Source organism: Blastococcus sp. PRF04-17, from assembly GCF_023016265.1.
Lineage (GTDB): Bacteria > Actinomycetota > Actinomycetes > Mycobacteriales > Geodermatophilaceae > Blastococcus_B.
In genome coordinates this window covers 1,886,563-1,907,035 of sequence record NZ_CP095412.1, presented here as the reverse complement: position 1 = coordinate 1,907,035, position 20,473 = coordinate 1,886,563, and the positions used below count along the sequence as shown (strand labels likewise).

The 20,473-nt window shown below is 73.6% G+C and carries 27 protein-coding genes and 2 pseudogenes; 10 read left to right on the top strand and 19 right to left on the bottom strand.

All coding sequences use genetic code 11. The features are described from left to right. The first annotated feature begins 89 nt into the window (after positions 1-89). A complete protein-coding gene (locus MVA48_RS09720; RefSeq protein WP_246988273.1) occupies positions 90-797 on the top strand; it encodes a response regulator transcription factor in 708 nt (235 codons plus the stop codon). 83 nt (positions 798-880) lie between these two features. Here the strand turns inward: MVA48_RS09720 and MVA48_RS09715 are convergent, their stop codons facing one another. The 15 genes and pseudogenes from MVA48_RS09715 to MVA48_RS09650 form a co-directional block, all read right to left on the bottom strand. Continuing rightward, the gene (locus MVA48_RS09715) at positions 881-1,135 is read right to left on the bottom strand and encodes a hypothetical protein (protein WP_246988271.1); all 255 of its coding nucleotides are present in this window, start codon (positions 1,133-1,135) and stop codon (positions 881-883) included. Then, positions 1,126-1,605 carry a response regulator transcription factor gene (locus MVA48_RS09710; protein ID WP_246988269.1) on the bottom strand — a complete coding sequence of 160 codons (480 nt, stop codon included), beginning with the start codon at positions 1,603-1,605 and terminating at the stop codon, positions 1,126-1,128. Before MVA48_RS09710 ends, MVA48_RS09715 begins: the two co-directional genes overlap by 10 nt. Positions 1,606-1,646: 41 nt before the next feature. After that, positions 1,647-1,874: an Hpt domain-containing protein gene (locus MVA48_RS09705; RefSeq protein WP_246988267.1), complete on the bottom strand. Its 228-nt coding sequence runs from the start codon at positions 1,872-1,874 to the stop codon at positions 1,647-1,649. 128 nt (positions 1,875-2,002) lie between these two features. Then, positions 2,003-2,323, bottom strand: a pseudogene (locus tag MVA48_RS24100) (response regulator); the annotation flags it as partial. 181 nt (positions 2,324-2,504) lie between these two features. Continuing rightward, positions 2,505-2,933, bottom strand: coding sequence for a hypothetical protein (locus MVA48_RS09700; RefSeq protein ID WP_246988265.1), 429 nt, complete (start codon positions 2,931-2,933; stop codon positions 2,505-2,507). Next, entirely contained in the window at positions 2,930-3,568 is a 639-nt protein-coding gene (locus MVA48_RS09695) for a signal peptidase I (RefSeq protein ID WP_246988263.1), read from the bottom strand. The genes MVA48_RS09700 and MVA48_RS09695 overlap by 4 nt, the downstream gene beginning before the upstream one ends. A 29-nt stretch (positions 3,569-3,597) precedes the next feature. Then, positions 3,598-4,212 (bottom strand): CalY family protein, encoded by a 615-nt coding sequence (locus MVA48_RS09690; RefSeq protein ID WP_246988261.1) that lies wholly within the window; start codon positions 4,210-4,212, stop codon positions 3,598-3,600. A 223-nt stretch (positions 4,213-4,435) separates the two neighbouring features. Next, complete coding sequence (locus MVA48_RS09685) at positions 4,436-6,166, bottom strand: sensor histidine kinase (RefSeq protein WP_246988259.1); 1,731 nt, start codon at positions 6,164-6,166, stop codon at positions 4,436-4,438. Further along, positions 6,163-6,579: a response regulator transcription factor gene (locus tag MVA48_RS09680; protein WP_246988257.1), complete on the bottom strand. Its 417-nt coding sequence runs from the start codon at positions 6,577-6,579 to the stop codon at positions 6,163-6,165. Before MVA48_RS09680 ends, MVA48_RS09685 begins: the two co-directional genes overlap by 4 nt. A gap of 196 nt (positions 6,580-6,775) precedes the next feature. Beyond that, positions 6,776-7,447 carry a DUF3618 domain-containing protein gene (locus tag MVA48_RS09675; RefSeq protein WP_246988255.1) on the bottom strand — a complete coding sequence of 224 codons (672 nt, stop codon included), beginning with the start codon at positions 7,445-7,447 and terminating at the stop codon, positions 6,776-6,778. Positions 7,448-7,469: 22 nt separating this feature from the next. After that, the gene (locus MVA48_RS09670) at positions 7,470-7,988 is read right to left on the bottom strand and encodes a phage holin family protein (protein WP_246988253.1); all 519 of its coding nucleotides are present in this window, start codon (positions 7,986-7,988) and stop codon (positions 7,470-7,472) included. A gap of 3 nt (positions 7,989-7,991) precedes the next feature. Continuing rightward, complete coding sequence (locus tag MVA48_RS09665) at positions 7,992-8,825, bottom strand: hypothetical protein (protein WP_246988251.1); 834 nt, start codon at positions 8,823-8,825, stop codon at positions 7,992-7,994. 270 nt (positions 8,826-9,095) lie between these two features. Further along, positions 9,096-9,875 (bottom strand): enoyl-CoA hydratase/isomerase family protein, encoded by a 780-nt coding sequence (locus tag MVA48_RS09660; protein ID WP_246988249.1) that lies wholly within the window; start codon positions 9,873-9,875, stop codon positions 9,096-9,098. Between the two features lie 2 nt (positions 9,876-9,877). Beyond that, positions 9,878-10,795 carry a KPN_02809 family neutral zinc metallopeptidase gene (ypfJ, locus tag MVA48_RS09655; protein ID WP_246988247.1) on the bottom strand — a complete coding sequence of 306 codons (918 nt, stop codon included), beginning with the start codon at positions 10,793-10,795 and terminating at the stop codon, positions 9,878-9,880. Continuing rightward, a complete protein-coding gene (locus MVA48_RS09650; protein ID WP_246988245.1) occupies positions 10,792-11,466 on the bottom strand; it encodes an SIMPL domain-containing protein in 675 nt (224 codons plus the stop codon). Before MVA48_RS09650 ends, ypfJ begins: the two co-directional genes overlap by 4 nt. A gap of 127 nt (positions 11,467-11,593) precedes the next feature. On the opposite strand from MVA48_RS09650, the gene MVA48_RS09645 reads away from it, so the two are divergent. From MVA48_RS09645 to MVA48_RS09625, 5 genes are all read left to right on the top strand, one after another. Further along, positions 11,594-11,995, top strand: coding sequence for a hypothetical protein (locus tag MVA48_RS09645; protein WP_246988243.1), 402 nt, complete (start codon positions 11,594-11,596; stop codon positions 11,993-11,995). Positions 11,996-12,080: 85 nt separating this feature from the next. Continuing rightward, complete coding sequence (locus MVA48_RS09640) at positions 12,081-13,334, top strand: glutathionylspermidine synthase family protein (RefSeq protein WP_246988242.1); 1,254 nt, start codon at positions 12,081-12,083, stop codon at positions 13,332-13,334. A gap of 48 nt (positions 13,335-13,382) precedes the next feature. After that, positions 13,383-13,790, top strand: coding sequence for a nitroreductase family deazaflavin-dependent oxidoreductase (locus MVA48_RS09635; RefSeq protein ID WP_246988240.1), 408 nt, complete (start codon positions 13,383-13,385; stop codon positions 13,788-13,790). A 77-nt stretch (positions 13,791-13,867) separates the two neighbouring features. Further along, the gene (locus tag MVA48_RS09630; protein WP_246988239.1) at positions 13,868-14,419 is read left to right on the top strand and encodes an RNA polymerase sigma factor; all 552 of its coding nucleotides are present in this window, start codon (positions 13,868-13,870) and stop codon (positions 14,417-14,419) included. Further along, positions 14,416-15,018, top strand: a complete 603-nt coding sequence (locus MVA48_RS09625) for a hypothetical protein (RefSeq protein ID WP_246988237.1) — start codon at positions 14,416-14,418, stop codon at positions 15,016-15,018. Before MVA48_RS09630 ends, MVA48_RS09625 begins: the two co-directional genes overlap by 4 nt. Before the next feature lie 57 nt (positions 15,019-15,075). On the opposite strand, the gene MVA48_RS09620 is transcribed toward MVA48_RS09625, so the two are convergent. From MVA48_RS09620 to MVA48_RS09605, 4 genes and pseudogenes are all read right to left on the bottom strand, one after another. Next, entirely contained in the window at positions 15,076-15,648 is a 573-nt protein-coding gene (locus tag MVA48_RS09620) for an HNH endonuclease signature motif containing protein (RefSeq protein WP_246988235.1), read from the bottom strand. A gap of 359 nt (positions 15,649-16,007) precedes the next feature. Continuing rightward, positions 16,008-16,442 (bottom strand): annotated as a pseudogene (locus MVA48_RS24095) (DUF222 domain-containing protein); the annotation flags it as partial. 513 nt (positions 16,443-16,955) lie between these two features. Continuing rightward, entirely contained in the window at positions 16,956-18,020 is a 1,065-nt protein-coding gene (locus MVA48_RS09610; protein WP_246988231.1) for a winged helix DNA-binding domain-containing protein, read from the bottom strand. Positions 18,021-18,061: 41 nt separating this feature from the next. Beyond that, positions 18,062-18,823 carry a TrkA C-terminal domain-containing protein gene (locus MVA48_RS09605; protein ID WP_246988229.1) on the bottom strand — a complete coding sequence of 254 codons (762 nt, stop codon included), beginning with the start codon at positions 18,821-18,823 and terminating at the stop codon, positions 18,062-18,064. 66 nt (positions 18,824-18,889) lie between these two features. Here MVA48_RS09605 and MVA48_RS09600 point away from each other — a divergent pair, with 66 nt between their 5' ends. The 4 genes from MVA48_RS09600 (at position 18,890) to MVA48_RS09590 (ending at position 20,461) form a co-directional block, all read left to right on the top strand. Beyond that, on the top strand, positions 18,890-19,501 hold the full coding sequence (locus tag MVA48_RS09600) for a class I SAM-dependent methyltransferase (protein ID WP_246988228.1): 612 nt from the start codon (positions 18,890-18,892) through the stop codon (positions 19,499-19,501). Next, positions 19,498-19,620: a hypothetical protein gene (locus tag MVA48_RS23405; protein WP_256461142.1), complete on the top strand. Its 123-nt coding sequence runs from the start codon at positions 19,498-19,500 to the stop codon at positions 19,618-19,620. Before MVA48_RS09600 ends, MVA48_RS23405 begins: the two co-directional genes overlap by 4 nt. Positions 19,621-19,631: 11 nt before the next feature. Beyond that, positions 19,632-20,060: a DUF1801 domain-containing protein gene (locus tag MVA48_RS09595; RefSeq protein WP_246988221.1), complete on the top strand. Its 429-nt coding sequence runs from the start codon at positions 19,632-19,634 to the stop codon at positions 20,058-20,060. A gap of 191 nt (positions 20,061-20,251) precedes the next feature. Continuing rightward, the gene (locus MVA48_RS09590; RefSeq protein ID WP_246988219.1) at positions 20,252-20,461 is read left to right on the top strand and encodes a three-helix bundle dimerization domain-containing protein; all 210 of its coding nucleotides are present in this window, start codon (positions 20,252-20,254) and stop codon (positions 20,459-20,461) included. Positions 20,462-20,473: the final 12 nt, after the last annotated feature.

Genomic DNA, 20,473 nt, shown 5'->3' with positions numbered 1-20,473 from the left:
GCTGCGGCTGCGCCCTGCCGATCACCCGGTCAGGTGAACGGTGGACCCTGTCCGCCGCGCCGCACCAGCGAAGGCGAGGAGGAGAGGTCGTGCCCGCACAGTCCGTGCTCGTGGTGGAGGACACCGACGAGATCCGCGAGCTCGTCTCCACCGTGCTCCGGCGGGCCGGGTTCGACGTCCGCGAAGCCGTCTCCGGGCAGGCCTGCCTGGAGGAGGTGCGTCGCGACGCGCCGGACCTCATCGTGCTCGACCTGGGTCTGCCGGACGCCGACGGCACCGAGGTCTGCCGGCAGATCCGTGCCGAGACGCAGTGCTACGTCCTCATGCTGACCGCCCGCGCCGAGGAGGTCGATCTGCTGATCGGCCTGGCCGTCGGCGCCGACGGGTACATGGCCAAGCCGTTCTCGCCGCGCGAGCTCGTGGCACGGGTGCAGGCCATGCTGCGCTTCCCCCGCCAGGGTGCGGCTCCCGAGCCCGCCGCCGCTGCCGAGGAGTCGGTCCGCCGGCTCAACGAGCTCGAGGTCGACGAGGAGAGCCGCGAGGTCCGGGTGGACGGCGCCGTCGTCGACCTGACCCGCACCGAGTTCGACCTGCTGGCCGCGCTGGCCTCCCGGCCGGGCCGCGTCCTGCAGCGCGAGACGCTGCTCCGCGAGGTCTGGCAGACCGACTGGGAGGGCAACCTCCGGCTGGTCGAGGCGCACATGTCGAACCTGCGTCGCAAGCTGCTCGCCGCGGGCCTCAGCTCACCCGAGATCCGCACCGTGCGCGGGGTGGGCTACCGGCTCGTCGCCGCCTGACAGAGGACCACCCTTCCCCCCACGCCGCGGCGCGGGCCGCTGACGGGCGGCCGTTCCAGCAGGCACGGCGTGCGGCGGGGCGGTCAGACCGCGACGGTGCGGCCCTTCTGATCGATCCGCGCGCACAGCTCCACGAGCTTGACCAGGCGGGTGTGCGTCACGGTGCCGCGCCGCGCGTCGTGCGCCACGGTCGACGCGAGGAACGCGATCTCGGCCTGACCCATCCGCTCGCTGGCCGAGGCCAGCGCCTCCGCGGCCACGGCCACCCCGGCCGCGTCGCCCTGCTGGGCGCCGGTCGCGATCGTGGCGAGCCAGTGGGGGAGGGCGCTCAGGTACATCTCGGTCGTGCGCGCGCCGGACTCGGCAACGGGCGCGGCGGTCTCCGGCTCGGCGGCCGCCGCGGCGCGAGGGTCGCTGAGAGCCCGCGCATCACGTCGACGAACAGTCGCGGGTCCACCGGCTTGCCCAGGCAGGCCAGTGCACCGGAGGAGGCGGCCAACGCCCTGACCTGCTGGGTGCGACGGGCGGTCACGACCAGGAAGCGGGCCGTGCAGCCCTGCTCGCGCAGCCGCCGCATGAGGGTGGCCCCGTGCCCGCGGCGCATCACCATGTCGGTCACGACGAGCTCGGGCCCGATCAGCGCGGCCAGCCGCAGGGCGTCGTCCATGCCGACCGCCTGCTGGACGCGCCAGCCGCCGAGCAGCAGCAGCTGGGCGATCCGGGCGCGGGCGGCGAACGAGTCGTCCACCACCAGCGCGACCGGGAGCGGCGGCGTGACGGTGGGCCGGTCGTCGTGGTTGTGCTGCATGGCGGTCCTCCGTCCGGGTGTCGTGGTGGTGGGGCGAGCGCTCAGACCGCGAGGGCGAGCTCCTGGAGCTGGACGACGCGGGCGTGCGCCATGACGCCTCGGCGGGCGTCCGCGGCGATCTCCCGGCAGATGGAGGCCACCTCGGGATGCCCGAGCTGTCCGCTGGTGCCGGCCAGCGTGTGCGCGGCCGACACGACGGCCGGGGCGTCGCCGAGGCGGGTGCCGGCCGCGATGGCCGACAACCGCGCCGGCAGCGCGTCGGCGTACATCGCCTGGAGCCGCCCATCAGCTCGTCGTCCAGGTCCGGATCGTCGTCCTCGACCAGGTCCGGGACGGCGGCAAGAGTGCCCTGCGCAGCCGGCCCCGTGGTCCGGCTGCGCAGGAAGTCGAGAAGGATGCTGGCCTCGACCGGCTTCGCGAGGCACGCCATGGCACCTGCGGCGACCGACTGGGCCCGCACGTCGTCCGTCGGGTCGGAGGTGACCACCAGGAAGCGGGCGCGGGAGCCGTCGTGCCGCATCCGGCGGAGCATCGCCGGCCCCTGCATCACGGGCATCGAGACGTCGGTGACGACGAGGTCGAAGTCGGTGGCGGCGGCCTGGCGGAGCGCGTCCTCGGCGTCGGGGGCCTCGCTGACCTGCCATCCGCCGAGGCGGAGGAGGCCGGCCACGCGGCGGCGGGCGTCGGGCTCGTCGTCGACGACCAGGGCGGTCAGCACGACGCCACCGCCGCTCGTTCGACCGGCGCGCTGCGGGCGCCGGCGGGGAGGACGACGACGCGGGTGAGGCCGAGGACGGTCAGGACGCGGCGGATGCTGGTGCTCACTGTCGGGCCTCCTTCGTTCGGATCGTGGTGTGCGAGCGGTGAGGTGTGCGGCGGCAGGCGCGGGGTGCGCCCGGTCAGCACCGGAAACTGGACGTCTTCGCGCTCTCGGTGGTCCAGCCGTAATCGGTCTTGGTGGTGACCGAGTACTGGATGGAGTAGGCCGTGACGTAGTACTTGTCGATCGTGGCGCTCCAGCTGGTCGCCGTCGCGGGCAGCTCGACGCTCTGGACGAAGCCGTCGCTGAAGTGCACCTTCACGGTGTAGCCGCTGACCCGGGCCGAGGTGCTGCGCGTCCACGTCGCCGACATCGTCGACGGCGTGCTGCAGACGAGGTTCCCGACCAGGTTGGTCACCGGGGCGACGGTCGCGGTGGAGATCGTCGTCGTCACCGATGCCGAGTCGGCCAGCGCGGCGCCGGCCGGGGCGGCGGCGGGCCCGAGGGGCCCCAGCACGACGGCGGTCACGAGGCCCAGCAGGAGGAGGGCACGGCGGACGGTGGTCATGACTGCTCCTCGTCGTCCTCGGTGGGGGTGGGGCGCCAGATGGTCAGGAGGACCCAGCCGACCAGGAGGGTCGGGGCGCCGTAGAGCAGGACCTCGGTGACGACCGGGGCCCGCAGGGCCTGGATCAGGTGGCCCAGCTCGGGGATCACGGCACGCACCTCGTAGGCGGTGTCTCCCTCGAGCGTCGCCGTCCACGGGTCGATCGCGTCGTTCGCGTCGCCCTTGGTCTGGACGGTGACGGTTCCGTTCGTCTTCTCCACCGAGACGACCCGGTGGGTGACGAGGCTGCGGTCGTCGATGGGCTTGTGGTAGGCGATCACCATGCCCTCGGTGACCTCGGAGACCGAGATCGGCGTGACGACGGTGACGTCACCCGGGTCGATCTCCGGAGCCATGCTCGCGGTCAGCATGGTCATCGTGCGGTAGCCGAGCAGGTGCGGCCCGAGGGCCAGGACGGCGAAGATCAGGACGGCGGCCACCATGGCTCCGCGGACCAGCCACGGGACTGCGCGAACCACGAGGCGGCCCAGGAGCTGGGCGGCCCGGCCGGCCCGGCGGCCGGCGGAGGAGCGCTCGTCCGCTCCCGGGGGCAGCTCGGTGGCTGCCCCCGGGCGGACAGGGAGGACGGTGGTCATGACGAGATCTCCGAGTCGTCAGGCCGTGATCAGCGGGCGGTGCCGGTGCGCTGGCTGCCGATGAAGGTCAGGCTCAGCTCCGCGGACCGGCCCTGGAAGGTGTTGTCGGCCGAGGCAGGCAGCGAGATGGAGAAGGTCAGGTAGTCCGTCGCGCCCGCGGCCAGCGAGGCCGGGTTGTTGAGGATCAGGCTGCTGACCGCCGGGCCGGAGGCGAGGACGCGCTCGGTGCCGCCGCAGGTGTAGGTGGCCGCGGTGGAGGTGCCGCCCTGGGTCCACGGGACCGAGCAGGACTTGACGGCCATCTGCAGGCCGTTCGTCACGTCGGTGGTGAGGACGCTGGGGGTGGCGACGGTCGTGTTGAGGGTGACCGAGCTGAGCGAGACGTTGCCGGCGTTGATCAGGTTCACGGCGCGGGTGAGCGAGTCGCCCGGCACGAAGCCGGCCGTGGTCAGCGGGACGGTGAAGCCCTGCTGGGTCAGGTTGATGTCGAGCGTGCCCGACTCGATGGTGGTGTTCACCGGGGTGGTGCTGTCGGTGAAGCTACCGAAGGTGCCCATGCCGGCGACGGCGGCAGCGGCGCCGATGACGCCGAGCGAGCCGACGACCTTGCGGGCGGTGGCGCTGTTCGTGGTCTTGGTGCTCATGGTTCCCGTACTCCCTGTGTGCGGGTCACCGGCCCTTCCGGCGACAGGGAGAACTCTCCGACGGCAACCGCAGGCCACCCGCCAGCGATCCGCAAGGAATCCGCAAGCCTCGTTCGCGTATTGCGCAGACGGGGCTTCTACGACCTCGAGATGCGCCTCAGGCCGGTATCCGCGGGGTGCGATACCGGCCTGATGCGCATCTCGGCGGTGATGCTGGGCGGGCTCAGGCGCGGGGGAGCGTGAGGGTGAACGTGGTGCCCTCGCCCTCGGCGCTGACGACGTCCAGGGTGCCGCCGTGGGCGGTGGTGATGGCCTTGGTGATGGCCAGGCCGAGACCCACGCCAGGGACGGCGTTGCGCCGCGCGGTGGAGGCGCGGAAGAACCGCTGGAACAGCTTCGCCTGCTCGCCGCCGGGAATCCCGATGCCCGTGTCGCTGACCGCCAGCTCGGCGACGGGGGCGCCGTCGCGCCAGGCGGCCCGCAGCGACAGCGTCACGCGCCCACCGGCCGGCGTGAACTTGACGGCGTTGGACACCAGGTTGTCGCACGCCTGGCCGAGCCGGACGGCGTCCCCGGGGACGACGAGCGGATCCTCCGGCAGGTCGACGATCACCTCGACCCCGGCCGTCGCGGCGGTGACCCGGGCCGTCTCCTCCGCGGCGCGCACCACGCCGGCGAGGTCGACGTCGTGCGGCTCGAGCGTGAAGCGCCCCGCGTCCACCTGCGCGGTGAACAGCAGGTCGCCCACCAGCCGCAGCAGCCGGTCGGCGTTGCGCTCGACGGTCGTGAGGTAGCTGCGCTGCTCGTCGGTGAGCGGCTGCTCCTCGTCGTCCAGGACCAGCTCCAGGTACCCGAGGATCGAGGTCAGCGGCGTCCGGAGCTCGTGGCTGATCAGGCTCACGAACTGGTCCTTCATGCGTTCGGTGGCCCGGGCCTCGGTCATGTCGGTGCCGACGAAGTTCCAGCCGGCGTGCACGCCGCGGTCGTCGGTCCGTGGGGTCACGGCGACCGAGACGGTGCGCTCCTCGCCGTCGGCGGCCACGTAGGTCCAGTCGCGGACGTCGCTGCCGTGCTCCTGCGCGGCGTGCACCAGCGCGTCGAGGCCGGTCCCCGACCCGGCGTCCGTGGCGGCGGCGTCGAGCTCCTCGGGCAGGTGGAACTCCACGATCGAGCGCTTGCGGACGACGTCGGGGCGGCGGAGGCCGAGCATCTTCTCGGCGCCGGGGTTCCAGACGCGGATGACGCCGTCGACGTCGGTGCCGATGATCGACTGCTCGGTCACGGCGTCGATGACGCTGGTCATGGTCTGCGCACGCGCGGCCAGCATGCGGGTGGCGACGTCGAGTTCGTCCGCGCGGGTCTGCACCTGGGTGAGCAGCGCTTCCCGCTGGCCCTCCAGCCGGACGATCTCGGCCGCCTGGATGCCGAGCCTGCGGGTCGCCTCGTGCACCGCGAGCCCGCCGAGCCCGACCGCGAGCGGGCCGAGCAGCAGTGCGCCCGCCGGCGGGACGGTGGCGGCCGAGGTCAGGGCCGTGGGCAGCAGCAGCACCGCCGCCGTGCCCGCGGCGGCCAGGACGACGCCGCGGCGGCCGGGGGCGGCCACGAGGGCCAGCACCGGGCCCAGGAGCAGGAACAGCACCGCCGGGGAACCGGTGCCGGCCGACAGCAGGCCCACGGCGCCGAGGTGCGCGATCGGCACCACGAGGCCGCCGTCCCCGGTGGGCCGGACCACCAGCCGTGCCACGAGCGTGGCGAGGAACGCGGTCGCCAGGCCGGCGAGCACGAGTTCGCCGTCGACGACCGGCAGTGCGCCGGCCGCGACCAGGACGGCGGCGGCCGCGAACATGGCGGCGGACGGCAGGGAGCGCTCGAGCAGCGGCCCCGCCGAGGCCGGACCCCGCAGGCCGACGCGGGGTGCCGGGCGGCCGAGGACGGCGGCGTCGGCGACCGTCATGCGGGCTGCCTGGTGGTCAGCGCCTTGACCTGGTGCACCAGCGCGGCGATCTGGAAAGGCTTGGCGAGGTAGGCGTCGGCGCCGGCGGCCAGACCGCGGGCGACGTCGTCCCGGGAGGCGCCGGCGGAGAGCAGCAGGATGCGGATGCCTGCGGTCGCCGGGTCCTCCCGCAGGGCTGCGCACACCTCGAGGCCGGTGGCGCCGGGCATCGAGACGTCGAGGACGGCGAGGTCGGGCTGCTCGGCGCGCGCGGTGGCCAGGGCGGCCGTCCCGTCGGCGACCGAGGCGACGACGGTGCAACCGGCCTTGCCCACGGCGAGACCGACGAGGGCGCGGATGTCGTCCTCGTCGTCGGCCACGAGCACCCGGACCCGGTCAGGGGTCCCCGCGGCGGCGGGCGGTGCCTCGTCCACGCCGAGCTCCCGTCCTCAGCGGCCCCGGGAGGTCCGGGGCACGTCGTCTCTGAGGACAACGGCCTGGTCAGGAGCTGCCTGCAGCCAGTCGGAGGGCTCCTCACCCCAACAGGTGACACCCCCGGACAGCACTGCGCCCCGCCGGAGAACCCGGCGGGGCGCAGTCTCGGAGCACGGGTCGGGTCGACCCCTCGGGTCAGGACCCGGTCGGTGCCTTGCTCTGCACCGTCTCCTTGGACTGCTGTGCCTGGCCCTGCACGTCCTGGACGGCGGTCTGGCCCTCGTCCTTGACGGTCGCGGCGGCGTCCTGAGCGGTCGACTTGACCGACTCCACGGCCTCCTGGGCGGCGGGCTTGAGCTGGTCGGCGACCTCCTGGGCCGCCTGCTTCGCCGGCTCGAGGAGCGCGTCCTTGTGCTCCTTGACGGCCGACTCGGCCTGCTGCGCCAGCTGCTTCTCCTTCTCCGACGCCGGCAGGAGGCTCGAGACGAGCCAGCCGACACCGAAGGCGATGAGCCCGGCGGCCAAGGGGTTGCCCTGCGTCTGGCGGATCGCCATGTCCGGTGCCTGCTGCACGGTGCCCACGGCGCTGGACGCCGCGTTCTGCACCGTGTCAGCAGCGTTCGACGCGGCGTTCTGCACGGAGCCGGCCGCGTTGGAGGCCATGCCCTGCGCCTGGGCGCTGGTGTCCTGGGCGCTGCCCATGACCTTCTCCTTGAGGTTGCTCATCCTGCCCTTGGCGGCGGTCACCCGCCGGTCGACGACGCGAGCGGGGTTCACCTTCTCGTTGAGGGCGTCGACGTCGTAGCTGAGCTCGCGCCGCGTGTCCTCGATCTGCCGCCGGATGACGTCCGGGTCACTGCTGGTCATCGGTACTCCTCGAGTCTGGTCGTCAGTTGGGCTTCAGGGCGCCGGGGACCTGCTGGAGGGTCTCGACGGTGCGCTCGGGCTTGGGATTGACCTGCTGGAACTTCTTCTTGCCCATCAGGCCGGTCACGGCGGCGATGACGCCCCAGAGAACGGCGACGATCAGCGCGGACCAGCTGTGGCCGACGAGGTGGGACAACGCCCACCACAGGGCCACGGACAGGAACACGATCATCATGTAGCCGGCGAACCCGGCGGCGCCGAACAGGCCCGCCCCGGTGCCGGCCTTCTTCGCCTCGGCCTTCAGCTCCACCTTCGCCAGCTCGAGCTCCTGGCGCATCAGGGTGGACATGTCCTTCGCGACCTCACCGATGAGCTGGCCGACCGAGACGCCTTCGACGTCGGGACGGCCCTCCTCGGTGGTCGGGGCGGCCATGTTGCCGCTGTACTCGGCCGCGTAGTTCTGCTGGCCCGCCGAGGCGGCGGGGTCGGCGTAGCCCTGCGGGGTCCCCACCGGAGTGGCGCCGGAGTAGGGGGAGCTCATGGCTCAGCCCACCCCGCCCGGACGGCGCGTCGGGTCGTCCCAGCCGGTGCCGGCGTTCGGCGGCACGGCGCTGCCGGCGGGCGGCACGGTGCCGTACGGCGGCGGCGGGAGCGGAGTGCTGGCCGCACCAGGGGTGCTGACGGGGGTGCTGACCGACGTGCCCGTCGTGCCGGCGTAGCCGGAGTACGTCGGCGCGGGGTCGACGTAGTTGTAGCCGCTCGTGCCCGGGCCGGACGACGAGGTGCCGGAGCCACTGGTGCTGTGCGCGGCCTGGACGCCGCGGGTGAGGCGGCCGGCGAGCACACCGGCGGCCGCGGCACCGAGCAGGAACATGCCCGGCTTGCGGCGGGCGAAGCTGCGGATCTCGTCGAGCAGCTCGGCCGGCTCGCGGTTCTGCAGCTTGTTCGCGAAGTCCTCGACCATGCCCGACGCCTGCTGGAGCAGGTCACGGGCGGGGCCGGGGGCACCCTCGCTGGTGCCGTCGGCGAGTGCGCGCAGCTCGGAGGCGATGGACGACAGGCCCTGGCCGGCCTTCTGCTGCTGGGAGACGACCTGTTCCTTGACCTGGGTGCGGCCCTGGTCGAGCAGGTCCTTGGCCTGACGCTGGGTCTCCTGCGCGACCTCCTTGGCCTGCTCGGCAGCGGTCGAGGCGACCTGGCTGCCGGCCTGCGCGGCCGTCTGGCCGACGTTCTTGGCCTCGTCGACGGCGACGTCCTTGGTCTCCTTGGCCTTGTCCATCGTGGTCGTGGACGTGCCGGACGTGGTCCCGGTCGTACCGGACATGGAACCCGACCCCGAGGATGGGGGCGGGAGTGGGGCGTCGATGCTGTGCGTCATCGGTCCTCCTCGGCATGGTTCTTGGTCGGATGTGGCGCTACCCCATGGCCGTTCCGCCACACATGACGCCAGGCCTCGAGGCCGTGTTCACGTGCGGAGAACGGGCGCTGCCCGGTGGCGCTGGGAGCTGCGGTGGGTCCACCCGGCGCGTCCGTGCGGCTCGGGTGTTCGAGGAGACCGCCACGGCATGGGGGGAGCCATGACGGGCGGAGTCTCCCGGGGGAGCACCGCGGACCACTGGTACCCCCATGATCGATACCGAAACGGTTCCTATCCGGACCAGGGGAACAGCGGTGACCGCCGTTGCCTGAACGCGGCGACCCCTTCGGCCAGCTCGCCCTCGGCGATGGTGGCCCGGTACCAGGGGGCCACGTCGTCCTCGCCGTCCCGGCCCTCGGTGAGAGCGGCGACGACCTCCTTGGTGGCCCGCTGGGACAGCGCCGACCGGCTGGTGAGGACGTCGGTGAAGCGGCGCACCTCGTCCTCGAGGTCGGCGGTCGGCACCAGCCGGTCCACCAGTCCGACGCGCAGGGCGGTCGGGGCGTCGATGAATTCACCGCTGAACAGCAGGTACTTGGTCATGGCGGGGCCGACCAGGTCGACCAGCGCCTTGGTCGACCGAGGCGTGTAGACGATGCCGACCTTGGCCGGCGTCACGCCGAAGACGCCGGTCGGGTCGGTGAACCGCAGGTCGCAGCTCGCGGCGATCTCGACACCGCCGCCGATGCAGTGGCCGCGGATCATGGCCACGGTCGGCTTCGGGAAGTCGCGCAGCGCGGCCTGGGCCGCCAGGTTGTCCCGACGGACGTCGGCCATCGGATCGTCGGGGTCGCCGCCGCCGAGCAGGTCGGAGATGTCGGCGCCGGCGCAGAAGCTCGGTCCGCGCCCGGTGACGACCAGTGCCCGGACCGCGCGGTCGTCGGCCAGCGGGGCCAACACCTCCGGCAGTGCGGCCCACATGCCCGCGGTCATCGCGTTGCGCTTCTCGGGGCGGTCGATGGTCAGGACGGCGACGGCGCCGTCGCGGGTGACCGCGAGAGGTTCACCCATGTTCAGCCCAGGTCGTCGGTGGCGAACGTGTCGCACTGCCGCGGGTCACCGGTCTCGTAGCCGGTCATGAACCACTTCTGCCGCTGCGCCGACGAGCCGTGGGTGAAGGCGTCCTGGTCGACGGTGCCACTGCCGAGGTTGCGCTGGATGAAGTCGTCGCCGATCCGAGCCGCGGCGTCCAGCGCCCGGTCGATGTCCTCCTGCGTGATCTCCTCGATCAACGGCGCTCCCGAGTCGTCGGGCACCGTCTCGGCATGGTTGGCCCACGCGCCGGCGTAGCAGTCGGCCTGCAGCTCGAGCCGCACGGTGCCGCTCCCGGGCCCGCTGTCGCCGGGCCTGACCTGCCGGTTGGTGCCGAGCAGGTTCTGCACGTGGTGCCCGTACTCGTGCGCGATGACGTAGGCGTTGACGAAGAGACCGCCCTGAGCCCCGAACTGCGTCTGCAGCTGGTCGAAGAAGCTGAGGTCGATGTAGACCTGCTGGTCCGCGGGGCAGTAGAAGGGTCCGGAACCGCTGGTGGCCCCGCCGCACGCGGTCTGCACGGATCCGGAGAAGAAGTTGGTGTCGGTCGGCACGTAGTCGCTGCCGAGCACCGACGTCCAGAAGTCCTGGATGGACTCCACGTCGGCGACCACCGCGCACTCGACCGAGTCGTTGGCGTCCGCGCCGGTCCGGCAGCGCTGCTCGAGGGCGGTGTTGTCGGTCTGCTCGCCCTGGCCGAGCCCGGCCAGGCCGCCGAGCGCGGCACCGGTGCCGCCGTCGCCCCCGCCGGCCAGCTGGAGGACGACGACGATGAGCAGGCCCACCAGGCCGAGCCCGCCGCCGCCCACCGCGATCCCGCGGCCGCCGCCCATCCCACCCCGACCGCGCCGGTCGGAGATGCCGGACGTGTCGAGCCGGCCGCTCTCGCGGTATCTCATGCGCCGAAGACCTCCCGATCCGGTTCGGACATCGCGAAGCGGACCTCCACCGCGCCGTGCACCTCCTGCCGGGCGGGCGTGAGGTCGAGCTGGAGATCGCTGCTCTCGAACCGTGCCATCGAGTCCATCGCGCCCGCGACTCGGAGCCCGTAGCCGGAGTGCCCCGTGTCGTCCACCTCCAGCAGCTCGGTCAGCTCGGCCCCGAACGCCGCCGCGTACTGCCGGGCCCGTCGGACCGCGTCGCGCACCGCGTCCAGCCGCGCGCGTTCGAGCGCCGGGCTGTCCGGGCGCAGCCGCCAGCCGGGACCGGACACCGCGACGTCGTCGAGCCGGCCCAGCGCGACGACCAGCTCGCCGACGACGTCGATCCGGCCGAGCGTGAGCTGGGTGTGCACCGAGGCCACGGGCTCGCCGGGGGCCCGCCGGTCCCGCACCTCGACGTGGACCGAGACCGCGGTGGTCTCCGAGCGCTCCACGGCCGCGCCGAGGCCGGCGACGACGGCGGACACCTCGGCCTGCCGGGCGGTGCAGCGCTCCAGAGCCGTCTGGCGGTCGCGGGCACGGCTGCGCACGGTGACGCCGACGTCGGCGACCTCGGGGTCGACCAGCACGGCGGCCTCGCCGCGCACCACCACCTGGGGACGACGGGCCTGCTGCGGAGAACTGTTCATGGGGGGCCTCCCGGAGTTCGGCTGCAGGACTGTCCCAGACCCGGGCCCGCACCGGGCGGGGCGGGAGTGCGCACGGGGACGCCGCGACGTCCTACTGTCGGCGGCAACCGATGGAGGGAGAGTGGTCGTGGCGGTCTCCAACCGCATCCGTGCCGCCCTGACGACGACCGTGCTCACCACGGCCGCGACCGGCTTCATGGCCGGGTGCGCCGCGGGCGCGGAGGAGGAGGCCGAGCAGGTCGCCTACTGCACCGACGAGAACGGCGAGATCGTCGACGAGGACTACTGCGACGACGACTACCGCGGCCCGGGCGCCGGCCTCTTCTTCCTGTACCTCGGCGGCTTCGGCCGCGGCCTGCCGGTGGGCACGGTGCTGCCCAGCGGCGGCACCCGGATCAACCCGACCGACACGCAGGCGCGGCGCAGCGCCGGCCTGCCGGCGAACGGCACGGTGAGCCCGGGCACGCGGGTAGCCGGCGGTATCGGCAGCGGCATCGGCAACCGCGCGGGCACCGGAGCGGGCAGCTGAGTGGTTCCTCCCGCACGAGATCTGCACTCTGGTGGCCATCAGCGCTCGATGACCACGAGAGTGCAGATCTCGCGGTGATGTCGCCGTGAGGCGGATCGAGAGCGGCGTCGTCCGGCCCGGCTGGGAGGCAGAGATCGAGGCCCAGGGGCTGGTCTACAACCGGACCCACCTGCCCGGCGGCGAGGTGCGCAGCTACTGGCGCGAGGGCCCGTTCTACGACTTCTCGATGGCCGAGGTGCAGCGCCTGGAGGGGGCGGTCGCCCAGCTGTTCGAGATGTGCGTGGCCGCCGGCGACCACATCGTGGACAACGACCTGTTCGACCAGCTGCGGATCCCGCCGATGGCCCGACCGCAGATCCGCCGGACATGGGAGGCCGAGCCGCCCAGCATCTACGGCCGGTTCGACCTGCGCTACGACGGCGAGGGGCCGCCCAAGCTGCTCGAGTTCAACGCGGACACCCCGACGGGCCTGGTCGAGTCGGCGGTCACCCAGTGGAACTGGCACCTGTTCACCGGTCAGGGCACCGACCAGTGGAACGCCCTGCACGACAAGCTCGTCGCCGCCTGGCAGCGCAACCTGCTCAAGTGGCAGCGTCGCACCGGCGTCCGCCCCCGCGTGCACCTGGCCTGGACCAGCGAGGAGACCTCCGGCGAGGACCGCATGACGGTCGCCTACCTCATGGACACCGTCGTCCAGGCGGGGTACGAGGCGATCGAGCTCGTCGTCGAGGACATCGTGCTCGACGACGGCGACGGGCGGTTCTACGACCCGCAGGGTCGGCACCTCGACGTCGTCTTCAAGCTCTACCCCTGGGAATGGCTGATCGAGGACGAGTTCGGCCCCGCCGTGCTCGCCGATGCCGCCCGCCCGGGTGGCACGACGTGGGTCGAGCCGGTCTACAAGATGCTGTGGAGCACCAAGGCGCTGCTGCCCGTCCTGTGGCAACTCTTCGGCAGCGACCCGGTGCTCGGCGAGTTCCTGCTGCCGGCCTACTTCGCCGAGGACGCGCCCACCTCCTGGCGCAGCTACGTGCGCAAGCCGCTGTGGGGGAGGGAGGGGGCCAACGTCGCGATCGTCGCCGACGGCGAGGTGCTCGCCGAGCTGCCCGGCCGGTACGGCGTCGAGGGCTACGTCCTGCAGGAGTTCGCGCCGCTGCCCGACTTCCCGGGGGTCGACGGCTCGCACCACCCCGTGCTCGGCGCCTGGGTGATCGACGGCGAGCCGGCAGGCCTGGGCATCCGGGAGAGCGACGGCCTCATCACCGACAACCTGAGCTACTTCGTGCCGCACACGATCGACCACTCGCCTCCCCGGGCGGCCAGGCGGCCGCGCGCCTAAGTTCGGGCCCATGCCGTTGGAGGGGAAGTACGAGCCCAGCTCCGCACAGTGGGTCCGCGACCAGGTGGAGCGCTACGAGGCGACCGGGGGCGCGAGGCCAACACCCTCCGCGACACGGGGCTGCCGATCGTCATCGTCAGCACCCGGGGTGCGAAGACGGGGAACGTCCGCAAGCTCGGGCTCATGCGGGTGGAGCACGACGGCGTGTACGCCATGGTCGGCTCGCAGGGCGGTGCTCCGACGGACCCCGCGTGGGTCAGCAACCTGCGCGCCCACCCGGACCAGGTGACCCTCCAGGACGGCCCCGAGCCGTGGGACGGCGTGGCCCGCGAGATCTCGGGCGAGGAGCGAGCCGTGTGGTGGGAGCGGTCGGTGGCCGCGTTCCCGAACTACGCCGACTACCAGAAGAAGACCGACCGCGAGATCCCGATCTTCCTGTTCGAGCGGCGCGGCTGACCACCTCCTCGAAATTCCGGCTCGTCCCTGACAACCTCGGTGCGGGCCTCGGCGTCTGTCCAGTGAGCCGAGGTGAGGTGGACGCGCGAGTGCTGACCATGGGAGAGGCGGTGGCGGTGGAGGGGGTCACCGCCGATGCCGCCTGGGATCCGGCGCTCGTGGACCTGTACCGGTCCCAGCGCCTGCCGTTGCTGCGGCTGGCCGTCCTGCTCGTCGACGACCGGACCGTCGCCGAGGACGTCGTGCAGGACGCCTTCCTCGGCCTGCAGCGCCGCTGGCACGCCGTCGACCCGGCGGCCGCGGCCGGCTACCTCCGGACGTCGGTGGTGAACGGGGCCCGCTCACAGCTGCGGCGACGCGGCGTGGCCCGGCGGCACCTGCGCGTCGCCGAGCCCGAGGAGGGGCCGCCGGCCGACCTCGCGGTGCTGCTGTCCGAGGAACATCGCGAGGTGGTCGAGGCGATGCGCCGCCTGCCGTCGCGGCAACGGGAGGTGCTGGTGCTCCGCTACTGGTCCGGCCTGAGCGAAGCGGAGATCGCCTCGGTCCTGGGCGTGGCCCGCGGCACGGTGAAGTCGAGCGCCTCCCGTGCGCTGGCCGCCCTGGAGACCGAGTTGGGAGGGCGGTCGTGAGCGCCGACCTCGAAGCGCGGCTGCGGGCGTCGCTGGCCGCCTACGCCGACCTGGTCGAGGACGACGCCGACGCCCCGCTGCCACAGGTGCGCCCCCCGTCGGCGGCGGTCCGGCGCTGGCGCGCCCCGCTGCTCGTCGCCGCCGCCGTCGCCTCGGTGGTGACCCTCGGCGTCACCGTCTGGCCCGCCTCGACACCCACCGGTGACTCGGCGGCGTCGGTGGCGGACGCCGGGGGAGCGGGCGGAGCCGAGAGCGCCGCCGGCGCCGGCGAGGAGCAGCGCGCGGAGGACGCCGGGGAGGATTCCGGGGCCACCGCGATGTCGGCACCCGAGGCCGGAGGTCCCGAGGTCGGCGTCCCCGTGCCGTTCGAGCTGTACACCCACTGCGGGGTGCTCGGCGCCGACGTCGGTGGTACCTGGTTCGCTGCCGACCCGCCGCTGGTCGAGGAACCGGCCGGCCCACCCGCCGGTTGGGACGACCCCTACCAGGCCGGCACGCTCACCTTGCTGACCGGCGACGAGGCGCTGTTCACCGACGACGCCGGCCACGAGGTGCGCCTCGTGGCCGACGAGGAGCTGCGGCCGCCGCCCTGCGACTGAGCCTCGGCCGCCGGCGCAGCGATCCGCGAGACCGGGTCGCGCGGGGGTGAGTCGTCGTCAGAAGGGGGCGGGGTCGCTGCGTCGGTCTTCGGCGGTGTAAGGCCGGCCGAGGATGCGTTCTCGCAGGGTGCGCGGCCGGGACGGTGGTCGTGGTCGTGGTGGCGGGAGGTCGTCGGTGCCGAAGGGCGGCGGGTAGGTGGTGAGGATCTGCCCGCCGGGGGTGGTCCATTCCAGACCGCCGTCGGGGAGGCGGCGCATGGCCCAGCCCGGTGCCTGGTGGCTGAGTCGGTGGTGGTGGCGGCACAGGCAGCAGAGGTTGTCGGCGCTGGTGGGGCCGAGCGGCCAGGGCTGGTTGTGGTCGAGGTCGCAGCGGGCGGCGGCGGTGCGACAGCCCGGGAAGCGGCAGCGCCGGTCGCGGGCGCGGACGAACTTCTGCAGCGGGACCGAGGGCGAGTAGCCGTTGGTGGCGCCTGGTGGGCCGAGCGCTCGGCCGGACCGCAGCTGCGCGGTGTTGGTGAGGGCGAGCAGCTGCCCGGTGATCTCCTCGACCACCGCGATCGTCGGTAGGTGGGTGAGCGCGGTGCCGGCCACCTGACGGAGGTCGAGCAGCTCGGACAGCCAGCCAGGCACCTTCTCGGTGGCTGAGGGACTGACCGGCGCCGGCGCGGTGGGGCTCGCGGCAGCGGCCCCGGCAGGTGCGTCGCCGCTCGCGTTCGCCGCGGCCTCGCCCTGACCGGGCGCGTCCGGGGGCGCTCGCTGCGCCGCGGGTCGGTACCGGCACCCAGTCCGAAGGCGTGCAGGAGTTCGCGGACCACTGCGGCGGGGACGGGGTGGCCGTCGACCTCCCCGGGTTCGTCACCGCCGGTCAGGGTGCCCACGCCGGCGACGACGGTGAGGTCGAGCTGCACCGGGGAGTGGGCGGCGTCGGGGCGCAGGAGCAGGTCGACCAGGCAGTCGGCCATCCGCTGGTCCTTGGTCCGCTGGTCGTCGGGAGTCCTGCAGGCCTCGGCGTAGCCCTCCAGCGCCTTGCGGCAGGCCAGCACCACCGGCAGCGGCAGGCCACCGACGGTGAGGCTGCCCTCCCCGTCATGGCCGGGATGCACGCGCACGTGCCGTGCGCGGATCGCCTTGGCCAGCCGGCCGGCCGCGGCGGCGGCATCCGCGCGCAGCACCGCCCGGCGGGCCGCGTCGCGCAGGGAGGGAACCGACCTGCCCGCAGCCCGGGCCAGCAGGTCGGCCTCCACTCGCTCGCGGGTGGCTGGATCGGTCAGCACGCCGAGCTCGTCGGCGAGCATCGCCGCGTGCGGCCGGGAGATGACCCCGGCCTCCAGGGCGTCGAGGGTGGCCGGCAGCTGCTCGGCAAGGGTGACCGCCAGCTGCAGTCGGGCGGTGGCGGCCCGGGAGGACAGGCCGTACTCGGCCATCACCTCGTCCACGGCCCACTCGCTCACCTCGGTCAGCACCTCGGGCCGCGCTGCCCGGGACGCGGCCGCCGCCGCCCCGATTTCCTCGTCGGCCCGGTCGATCGACGCCGGACGGTGCCTGGCGAAGGCGGTCAGCGCCCGGAACTCCAGAGCGGCCTGACGGCCCTGCTCCCGATGGCGTGCCGCGGCCGCGGCCAGATGCCGGGCACCGGTCTCCAGCAGCCCCCGGAACTCGCCCAGGCGGCGCTCTCCACCGTCCTCGTCGGCGATCTCCTCGCGCAGGCTGCCCCGGCCGTGCCGGCCGGTGCCGGTGGTGACCTCGAACGTCGGGCCGGCCAGTCGTTCGACGGTCGTGAGCTGCTGCGGGTGGTGGGTTCCCAGCCAGCCGCGCAGCCCCGTCTCGAGGACCGAGAGCCGGTCACCCGGATCGAGGAGCGCATCGTCGAACATGCGTTCGATAATACGGCATCAGCGACGCGATGACCAGCGGGAACAAGCCTGGGGATGGAGCGACTACGGCAGCTGCGCGGCCAGGCCGGGGATCGCTGCGGCAGCGTCGTCGGGGAGCTCGCGGAAGGGCTCGACGGCGACCGCCCGCGTCGCGCCGCGGCCGGTCCACCGCCATGTCGCGACCACCTGGCCGCCGTGCACGACCGTGGGCCGGAACATCCCGTTGTTGCCCGGCACGATGCGCTCGGCGAACTCGGCCGGGAGGACGGCGGTGCGGTCGCCGTAACCCAGCACGAACTCGTCGAACCCGGGCAGGAGCAGCAGGCCCTCGGCCTCGGCGCGGGCCGCGGCGAGCCGACCGGGTGTCGCCGGATCCATCAGGTACTCGGTGCCCTCGACGGTCACCGACTCCAGCCGGTCGCGGACGGCGGCCAGGCCCGTCCGCACGTCGCGCACGGTGCTGCCCGCCCACCGGACGAGGTCCGGGACGGTGGCCGGCCCGTGCCCGGTGAAGAAGCGCAGCGCCAGTTCGGCCAGCGCCTGCTCCCGCTCGAGCCGCCGGTCGGGCACCCAGTCCACCAACCGCACGAACAGCTGCTCGCGCTCGCCGTCGGTCGGGCCGAGGCACGTGGTGCCGGTCAGGGCCAGGTAGCCGATGAGGTGGGCGCCCCGTTGGCCGGTGACCTCGACCCCGCCGTCGGCGATCGCCGCCAGGAGTTCGGCCCGCGACAGCCGGCCGCGAGTGCTCAGCGCCGCGTCGACGAGCTCGCGGGCCCGTTCGGCGTGCGCCTCGTCCAGCCCCAGGTCGGCCCACCGCCTGCTGACCGTGCTGACCATGCGGACGCCGACCGTGTCGAGGAACCAGCGCAGGTCCTCGGCGGCGACGAAGTGCAGGGTGCCGCGCATCGGCCAGGAGCGGACCACCGCACCGCTGTCGAGCGCGGCCACGACGTCCTTGCGCAGCCGCGACGCGGTGCGCAGCGCCACCGAGGTGAGCGCCCCGGGATAGTCCTGCGCCTGGACGGCACCGAGCACCCGCACGGCGTCGGCCGCCGTCGGCTCGCCCGGCCCGACCAGCCGGAGGGCCGCCAGCCGCAGCAGGCCGAGGTCGCGCAGGCTCGTCGTCACAGGGCTCACGGTGCCAGCCCGGTACGACGTTCCCGGGCAGGTCAGGGCCGCGGCAGCCGCTCGGACGGCGGGGTGGCGGCGTGCCAGGCCCTGGCCCGTTCGCTGGCCGCCTCCCCCTCCTCGCCGTGGAGCCGCGCCGCGATGTCCTCGAGCATGGCCTCGCGCCCGTACAGCACGACGATGTCGCCAGGGCGCAGGTGCAGGTCCTCGCTCGGGGCGCCGATCCAGGTGTCGTCGTCCCGCTCCACCCCGAGCACCGCGACGCCCTCCTCCGGCAGCCGCAGCCGCCCAGCGGCTGGGAGGCGATCCAGTCGTCGTCCGCGACCGGCAGCTGGACCACCCGCCACCGGCCCCGCAGGTGGAGCAGGGCGGCGTAGTCGCGGACGTCCAGGTCGGTGAACCGGCGCAGCATCCGTTCGATGACCCGCCGGAGGGCCCCGGTCGACCACGCGGTTGCGCGCCAGCCACAGCAGGGTGCCCAAGGAGACCACGATGACGGCCGCTCGCTGGAGGCCGCCGCCGGTGGAGTCGACCCCGGCGAAGCTCAGGATCAGGGTTCCCAGCACCGAGACCGCCCCGGCACCGCTGACCAGCATCAGGACCATGACGATGCGGCGCCGCGCGGGGTGTCCCACCACCGCCTCCGCCGCCGACGTCGTGAAACCCGTCCCGGTGAACGCCGACCGCGCCTGGAACCGGGCGTGCTGCAGCGTCATCCCGGTCATCGTCAGCGCCACCGTGGCGATGCGGGTGATGAGCAGGCCCAGGGTGACGACGACGACCAGGGAGATGACGGCGGCCATGCCGACCACCCTGACCGTTGCCCGAGGTCACTGGCCACTCCGGACCGGGCTCGGCATGCTCGTCCCGTGCGGGCAGCGGACTGGGACGAGCGCTACGCCGAGGCGCAGCAGTGGTCGTCGGCGCCGAACGCGTTGGTGGCCGAGCTGCTCGAGGAAGTACCACCGGGCGACGCCGTCGACCTCGCGGCAGGGGAGGGGCGGCACGCCTTGTGGCTGGCCGGCCGGGGCTGGCGGGTCACCGCGGTCGACTTCTCCGCGGTGGGGCTGGACCGCGGCCGACGGCAACCCGGCGCCGGCGCCGTCACGTGGGTGACCGCCGACGTCCTGACCTGGACGACGACACCCGCGAGTCTGGACCTGGTCCTCGTCGCCTACCTGCACCTGCCGGTCGAGGACGGCGCCGCCGTGCTCACCCGGGCGGTCTCGTGGCTCCGGCCGGGCGGCCGGCTGCTGGTGCTGGGGCACGACCTGGCCAACATCGCCGACGGCGTCGGCGGCCCGCAGGAGCCGGCGATCCTGCACTCGGTCGACCGGCTGGCACCCGTCGCGGAGCTGCTCGACGTCGACCGCCTGGAGCAGGTGCGCCGGGAGACCCCGGCGGGGACCGCGCTGGACACCCTCCTGTGGGGACGACGGAGGGCCCTGGACGAGGGCGCCGGAGGTAACGTGCCGCCATGACGAGGATGGGCGGGAACCGGTCCCGCGCGGAGCGGCGCCGGCGCATGCTGGCGATGGTGATCGTGTTCGGGATGCTGGCCGCTGCGGCGGCGACGCTCATCTCGATCATGCTCAGCTGACTTCCCCGCGCATGTCCGACGAGATCGAGAACTGGTTCGACCGGGCGGGGCCCCGCTCGGAGGAGCTGTGCCGCGTCGACGAGCTGGTCATGGCGGCCGCCCCGGGCATCGACCGGCAGCTGGTCCCCATGGGCTCGACGGCGATGCTCGGGTACGGGCTCATGCCCTACAAGCCGAAGTCGGCCAGGCAGGCGACGATGTGGCCGCTCATCGCGCTCGCCGCGCAGAAGCGGCACCTCTCCCTCTACGTCTGCGCCGTCGTCGACGGGAGCTACCTCGCCGAGCAGCGGGCCCAGCGCCTCGGCAAGGTGTCCTGCGGCAAGAGCTGCATCCGCTTCCCGTCCCTCGACGTGGTGGACGCCGACGAGTTGAGCGCCGTCGTACGGGACGCGGTCGCCGCCACGGCGGCCGGCGACAACGGTTACTACTCCGCGGGCTGAGCCCGGCCTCCGGCGTGGCGCGGTCACGACACGCCACGCCTGAACTGTGGGTGGGACCTTGGTCCCTGGAAACGGCGCGCGCCGCACGTGACGGTGTCCCGGCACAGCAGCAACCACGGTGGCCACTGAGGCGGCCGTGACGGGGTGTCCCACCACCGCCGCTCGCGCGGCCATCGCCCTGAGGACCGTCCATGACGTTGGCAGTGCCGCTGACCGTCTCCGATCCCTCCGTCCGCTCGGCCTACGCCCGGCTCTCCCAGGAGTTCCCGGAGCTGGGGCATCGCTCGATCCTGCTCACGGTCCGCACCTGCCGGGAGGAGCTGCGCGGCTCCCCGGCCGACGCACTGCCCGAACTCGTCGAACGCCTCGCCCGGCAGCGCCTGCGGGTGGCGCTGGACTGATCCGGACCCGGA

What these genes read in the sequence shown, in the direction of transcription:
- MVA48_RS09595 (WP_246988221.1), top strand. Translation starts at nt 19,632, where the DNA reads ATGTCCGACGAGATCGAGAACTGGTTCGACCGGGCGGGGCCCCGCTCG.
- MVA48_RS09670 (WP_246988253.1), bottom strand. Translation starts at nt 7,988, where the DNA reads ATGAGCTCCCCCTACTCCGGCGCCACTCCGGTGGGGACCCCGCAGGGC.
- MVA48_RS09650 (WP_246988245.1), bottom strand. Translation starts at nt 11,466, where the DNA reads ATGAACAGTTCTCCGCAGCAGGCCCGTCGTCCCCAGGTGGTGGTGCGC.
- MVA48_RS09715 (WP_246988271.1), bottom strand. Translation starts at nt 1,135, where the DNA reads ATGTACCTGAGCGCCCTCCCCCACTGGCTCGCCACGATCGCGACCGGC.
- MVA48_RS09590 (WP_246988219.1), top strand. Translation starts at nt 20,252, where the DNA reads ATGACGTTGGCAGTGCCGCTGACCGTCTCCGATCCCTCCGTCCGCTCG.
- MVA48_RS09705 (WP_246988267.1), bottom strand. Translation starts at nt 1,874, where the DNA reads ATGTACGCCGACGCGCTGCCGGCGCGGTTGTCGGCCATCGCGGCCGGC.
- MVA48_RS23405 (WP_256461142.1), top strand. Translation starts at nt 19,498, where the DNA reads ATGACGAGGATGGGCGGGAACCGGTCCCGCGCGGAGCGGCGCCGGCGC.
- MVA48_RS09700 (WP_246988265.1), bottom strand. Translation starts at nt 2,933, where the DNA reads ATGACCACCGTCCGCCGTGCCCTCCTCCTGCTGGGCCTCGTGACCGCC.
- ypfJ (WP_246988247.1), bottom strand. Translation starts at nt 10,795, where the DNA reads ATGAGATACCGCGAGAGCGGCCGGCTCGACACGTCCGGCATCTCCGAC.
- MVA48_RS09660 (WP_246988249.1), bottom strand. Translation starts at nt 9,875, where the DNA reads ATGGGTGAACCTCTCGCGGTCACCCGCGACGGCGCCGTCGCCGTCCTG.
- MVA48_RS09710 (WP_246988269.1), bottom strand. Translation starts at nt 1,605, where the DNA reads ATGCAGCACAACCACGACGACCGGCCCACCGTCACGCCGCCGCTCCCG.
- MVA48_RS09665 (WP_246988251.1), bottom strand. Translation starts at nt 8,825, where the DNA reads ATGACGCACAGCATCGACGCCCCACTCCCGCCCCCATCCTCGGGGTCG.
- MVA48_RS09675 (WP_246988255.1), bottom strand. Translation starts at nt 7,447, where the DNA reads ATGACCAGCAGTGACCCGGACGTCATCCGGCGGCAGATCGAGGACACG.
- MVA48_RS09605 (WP_246988229.1), bottom strand. Translation starts at nt 18,823, where the DNA reads ATGGCCGCCGTCATCTCCCTGGTCGTCGTCGTCACCCTGGGCCTGCTC.
- MVA48_RS09685 (WP_246988259.1), bottom strand. Translation starts at nt 6,166, where the DNA reads ATGACGGTCGCCGACGCCGCCGTCCTCGGCCGCCCGGCACCCCGCGTC.
- MVA48_RS09695 (WP_246988263.1), bottom strand. Translation starts at nt 3,568, where the DNA reads ATGACCACCGTCCTCCCTGTCCGCCCGGGGGCAGCCACCGAGCTGCCC.
- MVA48_RS09690 (WP_246988261.1), bottom strand. Translation starts at nt 4,212, where the DNA reads ATGAGCACCAAGACCACGAACAGCGCCACCGCCCGCAAGGTCGTCGGC.